Source organism: Herbaspirillum sp. ST 5-3, assembly GCF_004804275.1.
Taxonomy (GTDB): domain Bacteria; phylum Pseudomonadota; class Gammaproteobacteria; order Burkholderiales; family Burkholderiaceae_D; genus Noviherbaspirillum.
Window position 1 is genome coordinate 330,619 of record NZ_STGI01000001.1, and the last position, 16,125, is coordinate 346,743.

The following is a 16,125-nucleotide window of genomic DNA, read 5'->3' on the forward strand; positions in this document are numbered from 1 at the left end:
CATCTTTGTGGCGACGGATGACGCCCGGCATTTTCTCCCTTAAACTCTTGCCATGCCAATTCAACAAGCACCCGTCCTCGCGGTCAATACAGGGACGCCAGCAAGCGTTTCCGCCAGCGGCAATTGGCAAGTCAATTCGCTGGCGCAAGCGGGGGTCATCGCAGAACTGCAAGCGAAACTGGCGAAGCTTGCCGATCGTGCTTCCGTTGCATGGGATCTGACGCAGATTACCGCGCTCGATCATATCGGCGCGCAATTGTTCTGGAATGCATGGGGCAAGTCCCGGCCACGGCAACTCAGTCTGTTGCCAATCCACGAAGACATTTTCAGGCGCATTGAACAAGCCGGCGCGCTCAAGCTGCCGGAACAGGAAGAGCAGCACTGGTTCTCGACAGTATCGATCGGCAATATGGTGTTGGGCTTTGCCGATCATCTGAAGAGTTTCGTCGCGTTGATCGGACAACTGACGCTGGATCTCGGCAGTTTCGCCCTGCGCCCATTGCGCGGACCATGGAAGGAAATTTCCGCGAACATTTTCCATATCGGCTATCAGGCGCTCGGCATTACCGCACTGGTGGGATTTTTGATCGGCGTGGTGCTGTCCTACCTTTCGGCGCAGCAATTGCACACCTTCGGCGGCGACATCTACCTGGTCAATATTCTGGGCATGAGCATTGTGCGCGAGCTGGGTCCCCTGCTGGCCGCCATTCTTGTCGCCGGGCGCTCGGGATCGTCCATCACCGCGCAGCTCGGTGTCATGCGCGTGACCGAAGAACTCGACGCGATGCTGGTGATGGGCATGCCGCACGGCTTCCGGCTGATCCTGCCGCGCGTGCTTGCGCTGGCAATCTCGATGCCGCTGCTTGTGGTGTGGACGGATGCAATCGCCCTGCTCGGCGGGATGACCGCGGCGAAACTGGAACTCGGACTGTCGGCAACCTACTTCGTGCAGCAACTGCCATCCGCCGTTCCGCTGCCGAATTACTGGATCGGCCTCGGCAAGGGCATCGTCTTTGGCAGTCTGGTTGCGCTGGTCGCCTGCCATTTCGGATTGCGCGTGAAGCCGAACACCGAAAGCCTGGGACAAGGCACCACGCTCTCGGTCGTGACCGCGATCACCGTCGTCATCCTGGCCGATGCCGTGTTCGCCATCGTGTTCAAGGGCGTGGGGTTCTCCTGATGGCAAACCCGGTCATTCAGATCCGCAACCTGTGGACGCAATTCGGTCAGTTCGTTGTCCATCAGGACTTGAACCTGGAGGTGCAGCAAGGAGAAATCCTGTCGCTGGTCGGTGGCTCTGGTTCGGGCAAGACGACGCTATTGCGCCAGATGCTCGGACTGGAAACGCCGACGCGCGGCAGCGTGCAGGTATTCGGCGAAGATATCGGCGGCGACGGCGGGCGGCGCCAAAGCCTGCGCAATCGATGGGGCATGCTGTTCCAGCACGGCGCATTGTTTTCGGCGCTGACGGCCTTCGATAACGTTGCGCAACCGATGCGCGAGCTGCATGCGTTGCCGGAAGACCTGATCCGCGATGCGACCCTGCTCAAGCTCGACATGGTCGGCATCACGCCGAAAGATGCCCTGAAAATGCCGGCCGATTTGTCCGGCGGCATGGTCAAGCGGGTGGCGCTGGCGCGTGCGCTGGCACTGGAACCGGAATTGCTTTTTCTTGACGAACCGACAGCCGGACTGGACCCGGACCTGTCGGAAAGTTTTGTTGCACTGATCCGCGGACTGCATCAGCAATTGCATCTGACGGTAGTGATGGTCACGCATGATCTCGATACGCTGTTTGCCTTGTCGACCCGAATCGCCGTACTGGCGGAGAAGCGCGTCATTGCCACCGGTACGCCGGAACAGGTGATCGCGATTCCGCATCCTTTCATTCAACAGTTTTTCCTCGGCGAGCGTGGGAAGCGCGCGCTGGAAGTTTTAAGGAGCTGACACCCCATCATGGAAAACAAATCGCATGCACTGGTGGCCGGTTTGTTCACCATTGCGCTGTTGATCGCCGCGATACTGGTCGGCCTGTGGCTCAACCGCGACCAGGTTGAATGGGTGCCGTACCAGATCGCGACCAAGCTTTCGATCCCCGGCCTCAATCCGCAAGCCGATGTACGATATCGCGGCCTCGATGTGGGCAAGGTGGACGACATCACCTTCGATCCGCAGGTGGTCGGCCAGATCCTGGTACACATCAGCGTGCGTCCCGATACGCCGATCACGCAATCGACCTTCGCCACGCTCGGCTATCAAGGCGTGACGGGCATCGCCTATGTGCAGCTGGATGACGATGGCAGCCGTCCGGTCAGGGTACGCAGCAGCAAGCAGCAGATCGCACGCATCGAAATGCGGCCCAGCCTGTTCGACGAATTGCAAGGCCGCGGGCTGGCGATCCTGAAGCAGACGGAAGAGGTTGCCAGACGCATCAACAACATGCTGGAGCCGGAAAACCAGAAGGCGATTCTGAACGCATTCGACAACGTGAGCAAGGCCGCCACCGAAATCGAAACCATTCCGCGGCGCCTGGAGCCGACGCTCGCCAGACTGCCGGCACTGGCCAACCAGACGCAGCAGACGCTCAATTCGCTGAACACGCTGTCGAAGGATGTCAGCGGCCTCACCAACAGCCTGCACGGCCTCAGCACCAAGCTGCAGACGCCGGGCGGTCCGATCGACACCTTCTCCGCCAGCGCGGACCGGCTCGGTTCCGTGGCGGACAAGCTTGAACACGACACGCTGCCGCTGGCCGGCGAAGCGCGCTCGTCGATACGCGCGCTCAATCGCACGCTCGACAATCTGAGCCAGCGTCCGCAAAGCGTGCTGTTCGGTCCGCCGGTGATCGCGCCGGGGCCGGGCGAGCCGGGTTTTGCAGCGCCGTCGAAGTAAAAGGAAAACGCCAATGAAAAAAATCGCCTCACTGCTGCTATCGATATGGATCGCCCTCTACGTGATGCTGCTTGCAGGATGCGCATTACCGCGGCCCGAGTCGTCCATCCTCTACGACCTCGGACCGCTGCATACGAAGCAAGGCACGGCATTGCCTGCCTTGCCGCCGATCAGCGTCGCCGACATTCAGGTGCCTGCATGGCTGGACAGCACGATGATTTTCTTTCGCCTGGATTATGCGAATGAGCAACAGCCGCGCCCCTATGCGCAAGCCCGCTGGGTCATGGCGCCCGGACAACTGCTGCTGCAACAGCTGAAGTCCCGCATCGCACAGGCAGGGGGCGTGGTGCTGCCCGCGTCCGACGGCGCGATCAACATCCCGGTGCTGCGCCTGGAAGCCGACGACTTCACGCAATACTTCCAGACGCCCGGCCAAAGCGTGGCGCGCGTCGGCCTGCGCGCTTCAGTTTACAAGGGGCGCGTCCTGATCGCGCAGAAATCGATCAACCGGCAAGCGCCGGCGCCAAGTGCGGATGCAGCTGGCGGAGCGAAGGCGCTGGCCGCGGCAAGCGATGCGGTGATCGCGGATCTGATCGTGTGGCTGAATACGCTCGACCTGAAATAATTTCGCTTGCTCCGGCGCGCGCATGAATCGAGAATAGAGAGCCATCCGTCATTCAAGCAGCGCGCGACTCGCCGAGCCGCAGGTTGTTCATCCAGCAAACAATGCCGTCAAACGAGGACATTCCGCACACGCCCCCACCCGCGCATGTATCGACTTTCGCGCGGGTCGGCTTGTTGATGTATACCTTCCTGATCGTCTACGCCAGCCTGTACCCGTTCTCCAACTGGCACAGCATGGGGTTGCCGTTCTGGAGCTTCCTGCTCGCGCCCATGCCGCATTACTGGACCGGGTTCGACGTCGTCACCAACGTGATTGGCTATCTCCCCTTCGGCGTACTCGTGGTATTTGCTCTGCACCCAAGCGTGCGCGGCATGTCGGCGGCGATCCTTGCCGTTTTCTGCGGCATGCTGCTGTCCGGCGCGATGGAAGCGATTCAGACCTTTCTGCCGAACCGCGTTTCCTCCAACCTCGATTTCCTCACCAATCTGGCCGGAACCGTGCTGGGCGCGGCGGCTGGCGTCCTGCTGAGTCCCTTCTTCCTGACCCAGAGCCGCCTGCTGCAATTGCGCCGCGACTGGTTTGTGCCAGAGGCGGGCCGCGGCCTGATCGTGGTCGGCTTGTGGCCGCTCGCCCAGATCTATCCGCAAGGCTATCTGTTCGGCCACGGCCAGATCGTGCCGATACTTTCGGAGTGGCTGTCCGATTGGCTGGACACGCCGGTCGATCTGGTCGCAATGCTCTTGCGCGATTTTCAGTTGACCGTGCAGGAATACTGGCTGGCGGAAACCATGATCACGGCCTGCGGATTCACCGGCGCGCTGCTCACCTTGTCCTGCGTCTTGCGCAAGCAGGTGTCGAAGGCGCCGCTGCTGCTCGCCCTGACGATCGTGGTGCTGGCCACCAAATTCATGGCCAATGCCTTGCTGTTCGCTCCGGCTAATGCACTCGCCTGGTTTACCCCCGGCGCCAAGGGCGGCTTGCTGATCGGCGCAATGATGGTCACCGGCCTGGCGTATGCGCCACCCGTGGCACAGCGCCGGATCGCTGCCATCAGCCTGCTGCTCAGTTTCATTGTCATCAACCTGGTCCCGGCCAATCCCTATTTCGTCGCGACGCTTCAGGCCTGGACGCAAGGGAAATTCCTGAACTTCAACGGCGCGGCGCACTTTTTGTCGGTGTTCTGGCCGTTCCTGGCGCTGTGGTTCTTGCTGCATCCGGCCCATCGCCTGAAGAAGAACTGATGCTGCCTGCGGGCACGCGGGCCGGGAGCGAAAATCGAGCCGGGTGTATCATTGCGCCTTTGACGGAACACCCGAAAACTCTGACATGTCTGACAAGCCGTACTATCAACATCATGTTTTCTTTTGCGTGAACCAGCGCGAAGAAGGTCGCCCTTGCTGTTACGACAAGGGAGCGCAAGCCGCACAGGAGCACGCGAAAAACCGCATCAAGCAACTGGGCTTGAGCGGCCAGGGCAAGGTTCGCATCAACAAGTCCGGCTGTCTCGACCGCTGCGAAGAAGGACCGGTGATCGTGGTCTACCCGGAAGGCACCTGGTACACCTACGTCGACACGCATGACATCGATGAAATCATCGACTCCCATATCATCGGCGGTAAAGTCGTCGAGCGCTTGAAGATCTGACATGAACGCCCACACGCAACGCTTCACGATGCGCGGAGCTGCGGGCGCGCTGGAATGCGCACTCGACCTGCCGCATGGCGAACCGCGCGGCCTCGCGCTGGTCGCCCATCCCCACCCTTTGTATGGCGGCACCATGGACAACAAGGTGACGCAGACGCTGGTGCGCGCCTTTGTCGCACTCGGCTATGTCGCCGTACGCATGAATTTCCGTGGTGTCGGCAAGTCCGAAGGCGTGCATGACGCCGGCCGCGGCGAAACCGACGACATGGCGCTATTGCTGACGCATATGCAACAGCAATACCCTGGTCTGCCGGTCGCGCTGGCGGGTTTCTCCTTTGGCACCTTCGTGCAGGCAAGTTTGCAGCAACGCCTGAGCGAACAGGGCAAGCCTGCCGAACGCCTGGTGCTGGTCGGAACGGCCGCCGGCAAATGGGACGTTCCCCATGTTCCTGCCAACACCATTCTGATCCATGGCGAGCTGGACGACACCATTCCCTTGGCGGATGTGTTCGATTGGGCGCGCCCGCAAGACCTGCCGGTCGTCGTGATTCCCGGTGCCGATCATTTTTTTCATCGCAAGTTGCAACATATAAAGAATTTCGTGGTCGAAATTTGGCATCGCTAAAACCTGCCTGAAAACCGTGCAGGCCGCGGCGCTATAATTTCGCAGCTTGTTTCCTCTTGTCATCCGCCCCGACCCGGGCAGCTTTCGTATTGCATATCCATGAAAAACTTTCTAGCGGCGCTGGCCGCCACCTTGCTCTCGTTGTCCTGCGCCTTCGCGCAATCCGTTCCCGCACCGACCATCGACGCCAGGTCGTGGCTGCTGCTCGACGCCACCAGCGGTCAGGTGCTCGCGTCCCATGAAGCCAATATGCGTGTCGAACCGGCATCCCTCGCGAAGCTGATGACCGCGTATCTTGCCTCTTCCGCAATCAAGGAAAAGAGGCTCGACCCGAACCAGATGGTCAACGTTTCGGTGCGCGCCTGGAAAGTCGACAAGAGCAGCTCGAAAATGTTTATCGATCCTGCCACGCCAGTAAAAGTCAACGACCTGCTGTACGGCCTGATCATCCAGTCCGGCAATGACGCGGCAGTGGCGCTGTCCGAAGCGGTCGCGGGAACCGAAGAGACCTTCGTGAACCTGATGAACCGCGAAGCGGAGCGCATGGGCCTGAAGTCGACCCATTTTGCCAACGCACACGGCCTGCCCGACCCCGGCAACTACACCACCGCGGAAGACCTCGCGACCCTGGCAACGCATGTGATCTACGATCATCCCGAGGATTACAAGATCTACTCGATCAAGGAATACACCTACAACAAGATCAAGCAGCAGAACCGCAATCGTCTGCTGTGGGCCGACCCGACCGTCGACGGCCTGAAGACCGGCCACACCTCGACCGCCGGCTACTGCCTGATTTCTACCGCGCACCGCCCCTCCGGCAACAGCGACCGCCGCCTGGTTGCAGTCGTGCTCGGCACGGTCTCCGACCAGGTGCGCAGCCAGGAAAGCCAGAAGCTGCTGAACTGGGGCTTTCAGAATTTCGACACGGTGAAGCTGTACGCGAAGGGCCAGCCTGTCGCGACGCCGGAAGTCTGGAAAGGCTCGCAGGGCCAGGTGAAGATCGGTTTCACGAAGGATGTATACGTCACCGTGCCGAAGGGCGTGGCTGAGAAGATGAAGCCGGTACTGGAACGCAAGGATCCGCTGGTCGCACCGGTTGCGCAGAACAGCAAGGTCGGCGTGATGAAGGTGATGGTCGACGGCAAGGCGCTGACCGAACTGCCGGTGCTTGCGCTGGAACAAGTCAATCAGGCCAGCATCTTCGGCCGCGCATGGGATTCGGTCCGTTTGTGGATGAAGTAACAGTCTGAGTCTTCCTGCAGGGCGGACATCCGACGTCCGCCCTGCGCTCTTCCGGCAAACGGCATCGGCCCGATTGTCAACCCGCCAGCACTCCCCCGCACTTCCCTCTCCCATACCGATTTTGCATCATCGCCTCGCTGTGATTATGCAAGAATGACTTATCCCCTTTCACAGGAATCGTCATGCAAGACCAAGACCCGCTCGTGTACCTCAATGGTGAAATGACACCGCTGTCCGAAGCGAAAATCCCGGTGCTCGACCGCGGCTTCATTTTCGGCGATGGCGTCTATGAAGTCATCCCGATGTATGCGCGCCGCCTGTTTCGGCCGAGGCATCACATGGCCCGCCTTTTCCGCAGCCTGAATGCGGTCGGCATCCACAATCCGCACAGTGAGGCCGAATGGATGTCACTGATCGAACGCGTGAGCTCGGCGCTCGCCTCCGACGACCAGCTGATTTACATGCAAGTCACGCGCGGCGTCGCCAGGCGCGCGCATGCGTTCCCGCAAGGCGTGACGCCGACCGTGTTCATCATGACCAATCCCTTTACGCCGCCCGCCGCCGAGTTATGCGAAAACGGCATCGCCTGCGTGTCGCTTGAAGACAAGCGCTGGCTGCGTTGCGACATCAAGTCGATTTCCCTGCTCGGCAACGTCCTGGCCGCTCAATATGCGGTGGACCATGGCGCCATGGAGTCCATCCAGTTCCGCGACGGCTTCCTGACGGAAGGCTCGTCCTCGAACGTCTGGGTCATCAAGGATGGGAAGCTGATGGGGCCGCCGAAGGACTCGCTGATTCTGGAAGGAATTCGTTACGGCCTGATCGAGGAATTGTGCAGCGTCGGCAACATTCCGTTTGAGGCGCGCCGCATGACGCGCGAGGAAGTGCTTGCCGCCGATGAAGTGCTGATTTCCTCCGCCGGCCGAGAACTGCTCCCGGTCGTGCAGATCGACGACAAGCGCATCGGCAACGGGGAGCCGGGCCCGGTGTTCCGCAAGCTTTACGCGGCATACCAGGACGCCAAGAGAGCGTAAAATACGCGCATTGATATTCGCGGTTTCGCATTCACGCGAAGCCGCATCTGCACATTAGCGCGCGAGCGAGCAAGCCATGTCCCAAGCCACCGATTCCCTCATCGAATACCCGAGCGACTTTCCCATCAAGGTAATGGGCATCATGCAGGAAGCGTTTGCAGAAACAATGGTCGAGGTCGTCAGGCTGCACGACCCGACCTTCCATGCCGGCAAAATGGAAATGCGCGCCTCGTCGAAAGGCACTTACCTGTCCCTGACCATCACGGTGCGCGCCACCAGCCGCGAACAGCTCGACAATCTGTATCGCGCGCTCTCATCGCACCCGATGGTCAAAGTGGTGCTGTAATCACGCCTGCGGCGTCTTAGCCACTTCGTCAAACAGCCAGTCGCGGAAAGCCCGCACCTGCGGCTTCTGCATCGCTTCCGGCGGACAGACAAGGTAATACGACTGCGGGCACCTGATCGCGATATCGAACAGGCGCACCAACTCACCCGATGCGATCTCCATCATGGCCAGCGAGTGCCGCGCCAGTGCAATGCCATGGCCCTCGGCGGCCGCGCGGACCAGCATCGATGAATCCTGAAACACCAGGCCGCCGGTCGGCTCCAGCAAATCCAGTCCGGCTGCGCGGAACCACGGCGTCCACGGCTCCATCACGCATCTCAGCAAGGGATGCTGCGCAAGCTTCTGCGGCGTGCGCGGCAACTTCCCGCGGTTGAATCGGGGACTGGCAACCGGATAGTAATAATCGTCCATGATTTTCTCGACAGTCAGCCCCGGGTAGTTGCCATGGCCGAAGCGAATGCCGAGGTCGACCGACTCGCGCACGAAATCGGTCAACTGATTGCTCGACTGCAGCATCACCTCCAGACCGGGATGCTGCTCGATGAAACGGCCGAGCCGCGGCGACAGCCAGCGCGCAGCGAACGACGACAGCGAGGTGACCGTCAGCCGCGTCTGCTTCGCATTTGCCTGCAATGCTTCCGCCGCACCGGCAATCTCGGTCATCGCCTTGCGCAACACCGCCGCGAAATGCTCGCCGTCCGGCGTGATGGCAATGCGCTTGCCATGCCGCGCAAACAAGGCGACGCCCAACTCCTCCTCCAGCGCGCGCACCTGGTGACTGATTGCGCCATGCGTGACATGGATTTCCTCCGCCGCACGTGAGAAATTGCCATGCCGCGCAGCCGCCTCGAAGGCACGCAGCGCGGCAAGATTGGGAAGTCGTCTGAAGTCGGCCATATGTGAATAATATTAGCAAGAGAATCAAAAATATATCGTTTAGACACGCGCTCCGCAAGCACTAGAATGATCTTGCACGGTGAGGTATCGAACGAATCTGCAAGCATGCAGCGATGCCGCCGTTATTTCAGGAGCGCACCATCATGAGAGGCTTATTCACAAAACAGGTACTCAGCATCCCGGCCGGCCAGGCCGTTTCCGGCGTCGCCGGACGTGCCCATACTTTGCGCGTCACGCAAGGTCGCGTATGGATCACCGTCGAAGGCATTTCGCACGACTACTGGCTGCATGCCGGCGACACCTTCACCACGATACCCGGCCGCATCACCGTGGTCGAAGCCGACCAGACCGAAGGCCGCATCGAATGCGCGCCGGCAATCCAATGGCTGAAGACCTTGAAGCTGCTGTTGGCGGATCTCGCATCGCGCTTCGCGCGCGGACGCACGGTCAGCGCCTCGCTCAAACGCCATCGTGCATGCAGCACGAACTGCTGAAAGGCAGCACGACGCAGGCTCCCGATACCAACTGGAACATTTGGAATGGAGAAAAAATGAAGACTCGCCCATGTCATATCGCTCAGGTCAACATCGGGCGAGCCCGCGCGGCGATAGACGATCCCGTGATGTCCGGTTTCGTCGCGCGTCTTGAGGAGATCAACGCCCTGGCGGAAGCCAGCACTGGCTTCGTCTGGCGCCTCAAGACCGAGCAGGGCGACGCGACCTCCCTGCAGCCTTATGAAGATGAACGCATCCTGATCAATCTCTCGGTATGGCAATCGCCGGAGCATCTCCGGCATTACGTCTACAAGACTGCGCATGCCGAGGTCATGCGACAGCGCAGGCAATGGTTTGAGCGATTCAATGATGTCTACATGGCGCTCTGGTGGATAGCTCCCGGCCATATTCCCACGATTGCCGAGGCCAAGGAGCGCCTCGCCTATCTGCAACTGCATGGCGAGACGGAGTTCGCGTTTTCGTTCGCATCGCTATTGGGCAAGTCGGTCACGGGCGCGGCACCGCCGTCCAACGCCACCTCCCCGCTGGCGACTCCAGTCCATCCGTGAATGCCTTCAGGAGTAAAGCGTGAAAGTAATCCGCAGCCGCGACTTCACTGCCAGCAAGCCCTGGGACGCAATGAACATCGCCAGCATGAACGGCACAAGCGTCCGCTTGCACTGGACCGACGCACCGTATCAATGGCATGTCAACGACGGCGAAGAAGTGTTTGCCGTGCTCGATGGCATCGTCGACATGCACTACCGCGAGAACGGCGATGAAAAGACTGCGGAACTGCGCACTGGCGATATCTTCTTTGCCGGCGTCGGCTGTGAGCATGTGGCACACCCGCGCGGCGCGGCGCGCATCCTGGTGATTGAAAAGGAAGGTAGTATCTAGTGTACCGAGTCAGAAATTCGTTGAATAGAACTGATGAAATGCACGCCATCCTTCGTTACAAATGCTCGCAAGGCACCCAGCCTTGCTCCGCTTTACGCCTCGTCTGACGTCCATTGCATCAGTTTTATTATTCAACGAACTTCTGATTCGGGACACTAGCAGGCAGCTCAATGCCACAGCACGCATCGAAACATGTTTCGCGGCGGCGAGGCAAGTGACGCTAGAATGGTGGCCAGCCCGAATGGTGGACAGCCCGCACGGGGCCAAGCGCATAGGCGGCCAATGAGTTCCAATGTTCTGATCCTGCTGCTCGTCACTCTCGTCTGGGGAACCTCTTTTCCCCTGCTGAAATCAGTTGCCGTCGATTTGAACGGCGTCGAGATTTCGGCAACACGTTTTCTGGTGGCGACCCTTTGCATGACGCCATTCCTGCTGAAAGCGCCTCGCCGTGCGTGGGCCGATGGCCTCCTGCTCGGCATTCTGGCACTAGTGTCCTACGTGGCGCAGGCATATGGATTGCAGCATATTTCATCGAATCGCAGTGCATTTCTCACCAGCCTGAATGTGGTAATGGTGCCCTTTCTGGGCACACTGTTCGGCGGCCGATTGTCGTGGATGGCGCTGCTGGCGGCCTTGCTGGCCGGGCTGGGAATCGGATTGATGTCGTGGGAGGACGGCGGCAATCTCGTCGGCGATGCAGCCACCGTGGTCTGCGCCGTCGCCTACGCGCTTTACATCATCGTCTTGTCACGGCGGGCGAGCCGGCATGATGCGAAATATCTTGCTGCGGCACAGATTGCCGTCATGGCGGTATTGGCTACACTATGGATGCTGCTGCAATCGATCCATAGCGATGCACTGTTGAGCCTTCCAGTACGTCTTGCACCGCATTACGCGACGTTTTTTTATTTGGGTGCCTGTGCCACCGCCGCCATGCTGTTCCTGCAAGCCATTGGGCAACGCGAGGTACCTGCGGACAAGGCAGCGATCATTTATGCAATGGAGCCGGTATTTGCTGCGCTGTTCGGCTGGGTCTGGCTGAACGAGGCGCTGGGCTGGCGCGGCATCGCCGGCGGCGCAATCGTTGTCTGCGCATTGATACTGAGCGAGATGCGAATCGCGTCCGGCAAGGAAGGAACATGACCAATCCTGCACTCCCCGGCATCGAGATCCGCCCCATCGTGCGCTGCGCGCAACTGGAACAACTCCTTGACACATGCCATCTGCCCGCCTCCGATCTGGCGTCCTCGCAGACTCTGCAGCTATTCGGCGCTTTTGCCGGCGCCGACCTGGCAGGTGCTGTCGGACTGGAGGTCTATTCATCGGTAGCGCTGCTGCGCTCCCTGGCCGTTGCGCCTGAACAGCGTCACAAGGGATTGGGGGGCCGTCTGGTCAAGTTCGCGGAAGAGCATGCCGAGGCCCAGGGTGTGGCGGCCATTTATCTGTTAACGACAACGGCCGCGCCGTTTTTTGAAAAGCGCGGCTATCGGGTCGCGGCAAGAGCGGATGCGCCTGATGCGATTCGGGCGACGGCGCAGTTTTCAGGTCTGTGTCCGGCGTCGTCGACTTTCATGGTCAAGCGCCGAACGACCTGAAAGCATAGACTCACTCCGTCAGCTCACCGCTCAGATTGCGCAGGAATTCCTTGCGCACCACATCCGGACTCAAGCCGAGCGCAAACAGGTGATGCAGCTTGGCGAAAATGGCCTCGAACGTCATGTCACTCGCGCCGACCACGCCCGCCGCCGTCATGCCCGCGCCAGCGGCGTAGGTGCCGATCGACACTTTCCCCTGCGGCGACTGGCTGCAGGCGACAAGCACCACACCGCCAGCATTCGCTTGTTTCAGCATTTCCAGCAGCGCAGGATCGCGGTCAGGTATGTTGCCGGCGCCGTAGCACTGCAACACCACTGCCGCCGGCTTCAGGTCAAGCATCGCCTGCACGACGCGCACCGGCAGTCCCGGCACGAACCGTATCGGCAGCACAAGATGTTGTGTGTATGCCGGCAGCTCGAATCGTTCCTTGGCGGCGCGTGCAAGCAGCGCCTGCGCGTTGAAGCGCATATCGCTTCCCGCTTCCGCCAGCCAGGGATAGTTGGGGCTGTCGAAAGCATCGAGCGAGGCGATGCTCACCTTGGTGGCACGGTTGCCCCGCAGCAGGCGCCGGTTGAAATAGATGGCAACTTCATTGACGGCATCGGATGCCGCCACCTGCAATGCGGCGATCAGGTTTTGCGGCGCATCGGACTGCGGCGCGCTCAATGGAATCTGCGAGCCGGTCATGATCACCGGCTTGCGCAGGCCCTGCAGCATGAAGGACAGCGCTGCCGCCGTATAGGCCATGGTATCGGTGCCGTGCAGAATGACGAACCCATCGTGATCATCGTAGCGCGCGGCGATATCGCGCCCGATTCTTTGCCAATCCTCGGGGGTCGCGTTGGAGCTGTCGATCGGGGTATCGTATTCGTGCAAGGTATAGCGCGGCAGATTGTTGTCGTGCCCATCCAGCAAGCCGGCCAGGGCCGAAGCAAAATCCGGCATCGGGGCATAACCCTGCGCCGTTTGCCGCATGCCGACCGTGCCGCCGGTATAGATCAGGCCGATGTGTTTTCTGCTCATCTTTTTTTCGACATTCTCAATAGGTATTCGCCAGCCTTGCCAGCTTGTGCGCGACGAGGTCGGTCACGTCAACTGCGGGTTTGGTGCCGGGCTCCAGCGGTATCAAGGGCAATTCGGTGCATGCGAGAAGAACAAGGTCGGACTCAAGTGCGTTCAGGATTTCGCTGAAACGTTCGCGAATGCCGGCAACCTGGCCGCCGACGGTTTTCACGTCGTAGATCAGCTGATGCAAGCGCTGCGCAACCGCTGCGCTCGGAAGTTCGATATCGACATGTTCAGCCAGTTTGCGGTAATGGGACCACGGGCCGAGATCGGTGACCGGGCGCGCACCGAGCAAGGCAATGCGTTCGATACGATTGGCCTGCAGGTATTCCAGCGCGACGTCGGCAAATGAAATCAGTGTCGCCGACAGCTGCAGCGCCTCCAGTTGCGGTTGATAGTAGTTCAGGGTATTGCAGGCGATCGCATAGTAATCGACGCGCTGCGCCATCGCTTGCGCCGCGTCTTTCAGGCATTTCCAGACCGCGCTGTCATTCGCCTCCAGCTCCATCGACAAGCCGAGCGCCGGTTCGGAAAAAATCGTCACGTTCGGTGCATCGAGATCGCCGCGGAAACGGTCGCCCTGCTGCTTCCGGCTGGCGCGCAATACCTTGCCCCACAGGTCGAGGCCCGCTTCCGGTCCGGAACCGGTGATGATGCCGATCTTCTTTCGTGCGGTGGAGATGGTTTGCATGGCCGAATCCTTAACCGGGCGACGTTGTTTTCAGCGGTGACGAACAGGTAGTGTGCCAGCAGATCGCCGCGTCGTCACGACGATTGGATGCGGGGTCTTCCTGTGTTGTATCGGCGAATCGGAAAATCTTCAGACAGTGAATGCAGGAGCGTGGCGTTAAAAAGGCGGTTGGCCGCAAGGCCAACCGCTTCGATGGAGACTACTAGTTGCTGCTGATTCGGCCAGTATTACTTGACGACGGCCAGTTGCGTACGCTTGCCACCCTTGTAGGTGTACAGCGTCAGGGTGCCGTCCTTGATATCGCCCTTGGAGTCAAATGCGATATTGCCGGTCACGCCCTTGTACTTGATCTTCGCCAGCTCCGGCAGGTACTTCGCCGGTTCGGCCGAGCCGGCCTTTTTCATGGCTTCGACCATCACCATCACGGAGTCATAGACGTACGGTGCATAGATCTGCACGTCGGTGCCGAACTTCTGCTTGTACGCGGCGCGGAAATCTTCCATGCCCTTCTTCTGTGCTTCTTCCACACCGCCTGCTTCGGCGCACACCACCTGGCCATCGCCCAGTGCGTCACCGGCCAGTTGTGCCAGACCTTCGGAGCAGATGCCGTCGCCGCCCATGAACTTGGCATTGATGCCCAGTGCCTTCATCTGGCGCAGCATCGGGCCGGCCACCGCGTCCATGCCACCGAAGAAGACGACGTCAGGATTCTTGGATTTGATGGAAGTCAGGATGGCGTTGAAGTCAGTTGCCTTGTCGTTGGTGTACTGCTGGGCCACAACCTGCACGCCCTTGGCCTTTGCACCCTTCATGAATTCCTGCGCCACGCCTTGACCATAAGCGGTGCGGTCGTCGATCACAGCGACCTTTTTCGCCTTGAGCTGATCGGCTGCATAGCGACCCAATGTACCGCCCAGCTGGCCGTCGTTGGCGACCACGCGGAAGGCCGTCTTGAAGCCTTGCTGCGTGTATTTCGGGTTGGTTGCGGACGGGGAGATCTGCGGGATGCCGGCATCGTGGTAGATCTTGGAGGCCGGGATCGTGGTGCCGGAGTTGAGGTGGCCGATCACGCCGTTGACCTTGGCATCGACCAGCTTCTGCGCTGCTGCAGTACCCTGCTTCGGATCGGCAGCGTCGTCTTCTGCCAGCAGTTCGAACTTGGCCTTCTTGCCGCCGATGGTCACGCCCTTGGCGTTGAGCTCGTCGATGGCCATGCGCGCGCCGTTTTCATTGTCCTTGCCGAGGTGGGCGATGGCGCCGGAGATCGGGCCGACGTGGCCGATCTTGACAACCAGTTCCTGTGCCGATGCCGCACCTGCAAAGGCAAATGCAATCGCGCCAGCCAACGGAATCATTTTTGTCTTGAACTGCATGGATTGTCTCCTAATGAAAAAACAAAGAAAGGTACTGCAAAAAGCTCGCCTAGGCTGGAATCCGCACAGACGAAACATAACTTGCGTCGCGGCCCGACATCGCCAGATCGAAGCTGTCGTTCAGGCAGGAATCGCCGAGCTGGCGAGAGCGGGAGGGAAACATGCCGGCCGCGCTGATTTTCAGGCGGTCGAGAGAAAACTGACGCAGATGCTTGAACACGCTTTGGTTGATCGCGATCATCGCCTGCATCACCAGAAGATCGACGTCGCTGGGCACGCGCTCCGGTACGCTCTTGCTTGCCGACCTTGATCGGCTGTGCTGGTCCGCCAGCACGCAGCGGAATACGTCCTCCAGCGTGACCGTGCCGGGATCGCATGTCAGCAGCCATTTGTCGGAAGCGGACGGATCGTGTTTCAGGAGGTTGGCACGCGACAGGCTGTTGCACAGTTTTGCCAGTTCCTTGGCAGGGCGGCCGGTGGCGTCTTCCAGCTGAGCGACGCTGACGGCACGCGGCGCACTGGAAACGAGTTTGGCAAGGATTTCGGTTGTGGCAAAAAAACGGTCGTGCAATGCACTATTGCCGAGGATGCAGTCTTCAACAGTCACCATCGATGTCTCCTTTTTGAGGTCTTGCTGCGCTTGGCGACAACCGGTTTCTGACCGATTGCGCCGCCTGCAGTCACTGCCTGGTAGCGAT

At 60.1% G+C, this 16,125-nt stretch carries 20 protein-coding genes; 15 read left to right on the forward strand and 5 right to left on the reverse strand.

Going from position 1 to position 16,125, the window contains the following annotated elements; translation table 11 throughout:
- Positions 1 to 52: 52 nt before the first annotated feature.
- The 10 genes from E6W33_RS01595 to E6W33_RS01640 all read left to right on the forward strand — a co-directional run bounded on the left by E6W33_RS01595 (position 53) and on the right by E6W33_RS01640 (position 8,411).
- Positions 53 to 1,180 carry an ABC transporter permease gene (locus E6W33_RS01595; protein ID WP_136413560.1) on the forward strand — a complete coding sequence of 376 codons (1,128 nt, stop codon included), beginning with the start codon at positions 53 to 55 and terminating at the stop codon, positions 1,178 to 1,180.
- The gene (locus tag E6W33_RS01600; protein ID WP_136413562.1) at positions 1,180 to 1,947 is read left to right on the forward strand and encodes an ATP-binding cassette domain-containing protein; all 768 of its coding nucleotides are present in this window, start codon (positions 1,180 to 1,182) and stop codon (positions 1,945 to 1,947) included. The genes E6W33_RS01595 and E6W33_RS01600 overlap by 1 nt, the downstream gene beginning before the upstream one ends.
- Before the next feature lie 9 nt (positions 1,948 to 1,956).
- On the forward strand, positions 1,957 to 2,892 hold the full coding sequence (locus E6W33_RS01605) for an MlaD family protein (protein ID WP_136413564.1): 936 nt from the start codon (positions 1,957 to 1,959) through the stop codon (positions 2,890 to 2,892).
- Between the two features lie 13 nt (positions 2,893 to 2,905).
- Positions 2,906 to 3,517: an ABC-type transport auxiliary lipoprotein family protein gene (locus E6W33_RS01610; RefSeq protein ID WP_136413566.1), complete on the forward strand. Its 612-nt coding sequence runs from the start codon at positions 2,906 to 2,908 to the stop codon at positions 3,515 to 3,517.
- Positions 3,518 to 3,618: 101 nt separating this feature from the next.
- Positions 3,619 to 4,758, forward strand: coding sequence for a VanZ family protein (locus tag E6W33_RS01615; protein WP_136413568.1), 1,140 nt, complete (start codon positions 3,619 to 3,621; stop codon positions 4,756 to 4,758).
- Positions 4,759 to 4,843: 85 nt separating this feature from the next.
- Positions 4,844 to 5,161 (forward strand): NAD(P)H-dependent oxidoreductase subunit E, encoded by a 318-nt coding sequence (locus E6W33_RS01620; RefSeq protein WP_136413571.1) that lies wholly within the window; start codon positions 4,844 to 4,846, stop codon positions 5,159 to 5,161.
- Between the two features lies 1 nt (position 5,162).
- A complete protein-coding gene (locus tag E6W33_RS01625; RefSeq protein ID WP_136413573.1) occupies positions 5,163 to 5,786 on the forward strand; it encodes an alpha/beta hydrolase in 624 nt (207 codons plus the stop codon).
- 99 nt (positions 5,787 to 5,885) lie between these two features.
- The gene (locus E6W33_RS01630) at positions 5,886 to 7,031 is read left to right on the forward strand and encodes a D-alanyl-D-alanine carboxypeptidase family protein (protein ID WP_136413575.1); all 1,146 of its coding nucleotides are present in this window, start codon (positions 5,886 to 5,888) and stop codon (positions 7,029 to 7,031) included.
- Positions 7,032 to 7,213: 182 nt separating this feature from the next.
- The gene (locus E6W33_RS01635) at positions 7,214 to 8,065 is read left to right on the forward strand and encodes a D-amino acid aminotransferase (RefSeq protein WP_136413577.1); all 852 of its coding nucleotides are present in this window, start codon (positions 7,214 to 7,216) and stop codon (positions 8,063 to 8,065) included.
- 76 nt (positions 8,066 to 8,141) lie between these two features.
- Positions 8,142 to 8,411, forward strand: coding sequence for a DUF493 family protein (locus E6W33_RS01640; protein ID WP_136413579.1), 270 nt, complete (start codon positions 8,142 to 8,144; stop codon positions 8,409 to 8,411).
- Here E6W33_RS01640 and gcvA read toward each other — a convergent pair whose 3' ends face one another.
- Positions 8,412 to 9,308 (reverse strand): transcriptional regulator GcvA, encoded by an 897-nt coding sequence (gene gcvA, locus E6W33_RS01645; protein ID WP_136413581.1) that lies wholly within the window; start codon positions 9,306 to 9,308, stop codon positions 8,412 to 8,414.
- 143 nt (positions 9,309 to 9,451) lie between these two features.
- Here gcvA and E6W33_RS01650 point away from each other — a divergent pair, with 143 nt between their 5' ends.
- The 5 genes from E6W33_RS01650 to arsN2 all read left to right on the forward strand — a co-directional run bounded on the left by E6W33_RS01650 (position 9,452) and on the right by arsN2 (position 12,297).
- Positions 9,452 to 9,802: a DUF2917 domain-containing protein gene (locus E6W33_RS01650; RefSeq protein ID WP_168798478.1), complete on the forward strand. Its 351-nt coding sequence runs from the start codon at positions 9,452 to 9,454 to the stop codon at positions 9,800 to 9,802.
- Between the two features lie 56 nt (positions 9,803 to 9,858).
- Complete coding sequence (locus E6W33_RS01655) at positions 9,859 to 10,371, forward strand: DUF3291 domain-containing protein (protein WP_136413585.1); 513 nt, start codon at positions 9,859 to 9,861, stop codon at positions 10,369 to 10,371.
- Positions 10,372 to 10,390: 19 nt separating this feature from the next.
- Positions 10,391 to 10,702, forward strand: coding sequence for a cupin (locus E6W33_RS01660; RefSeq protein ID WP_211097204.1), 312 nt, complete (start codon positions 10,391 to 10,393; stop codon positions 10,700 to 10,702).
- A gap of 282 nt (positions 10,703 to 10,984) precedes the next feature.
- Positions 10,985 to 11,845: a DMT family transporter gene (locus E6W33_RS01665; protein ID WP_168798479.1), complete on the forward strand. Its 861-nt coding sequence runs from the start codon at positions 10,985 to 10,987 to the stop codon at positions 11,843 to 11,845.
- Positions 11,842 to 12,297 (forward strand): arsenic resistance N-acetyltransferase ArsN2, encoded by a 456-nt coding sequence (gene arsN2 / locus E6W33_RS01670; RefSeq protein ID WP_136413589.1) that lies wholly within the window; start codon positions 11,842 to 11,844, stop codon positions 12,295 to 12,297. Before E6W33_RS01665 ends, arsN2 begins: the two co-directional genes overlap by 4 nt.
- 10 nt (positions 12,298 to 12,307) lie before the next feature.
- Here the strand turns inward: arsN2 and E6W33_RS01675 are convergent, their stop codons facing one another.
- The 4 genes from E6W33_RS01675 to E6W33_RS01690 form a co-directional block, all read right to left on the reverse strand.
- Positions 12,308 to 13,321, reverse strand: a complete 1,014-nt coding sequence (locus E6W33_RS01675; RefSeq protein ID WP_136413591.1) for a type I asparaginase — start codon at positions 13,319 to 13,321, stop codon at positions 12,308 to 12,310.
- 16 nt (positions 13,322 to 13,337) lie between these two features.
- Positions 13,338 to 14,054 (reverse strand): aspartate/glutamate racemase family protein, encoded by a 717-nt coding sequence (locus E6W33_RS01680; protein WP_136413593.1) that lies wholly within the window; start codon positions 14,052 to 14,054, stop codon positions 13,338 to 13,340.
- Positions 14,055 to 14,281: 227 nt separating this feature from the next.
- Positions 14,282 to 15,427, reverse strand: a complete 1,146-nt coding sequence (locus tag E6W33_RS01685) for a branched-chain amino acid ABC transporter substrate-binding protein (protein ID WP_136413595.1) — start codon at positions 15,425 to 15,427, stop codon at positions 14,282 to 14,284.
- A gap of 49 nt (positions 15,428 to 15,476) precedes the next feature.
- Positions 15,477 to 16,037, reverse strand: coding sequence for an Rrf2 family transcriptional regulator (locus E6W33_RS01690; RefSeq protein WP_136413597.1), 561 nt, complete (start codon positions 16,035 to 16,037; stop codon positions 15,477 to 15,479).
- Between the last annotated feature and the right edge of the window lie 88 nt (positions 16,038 to 16,125).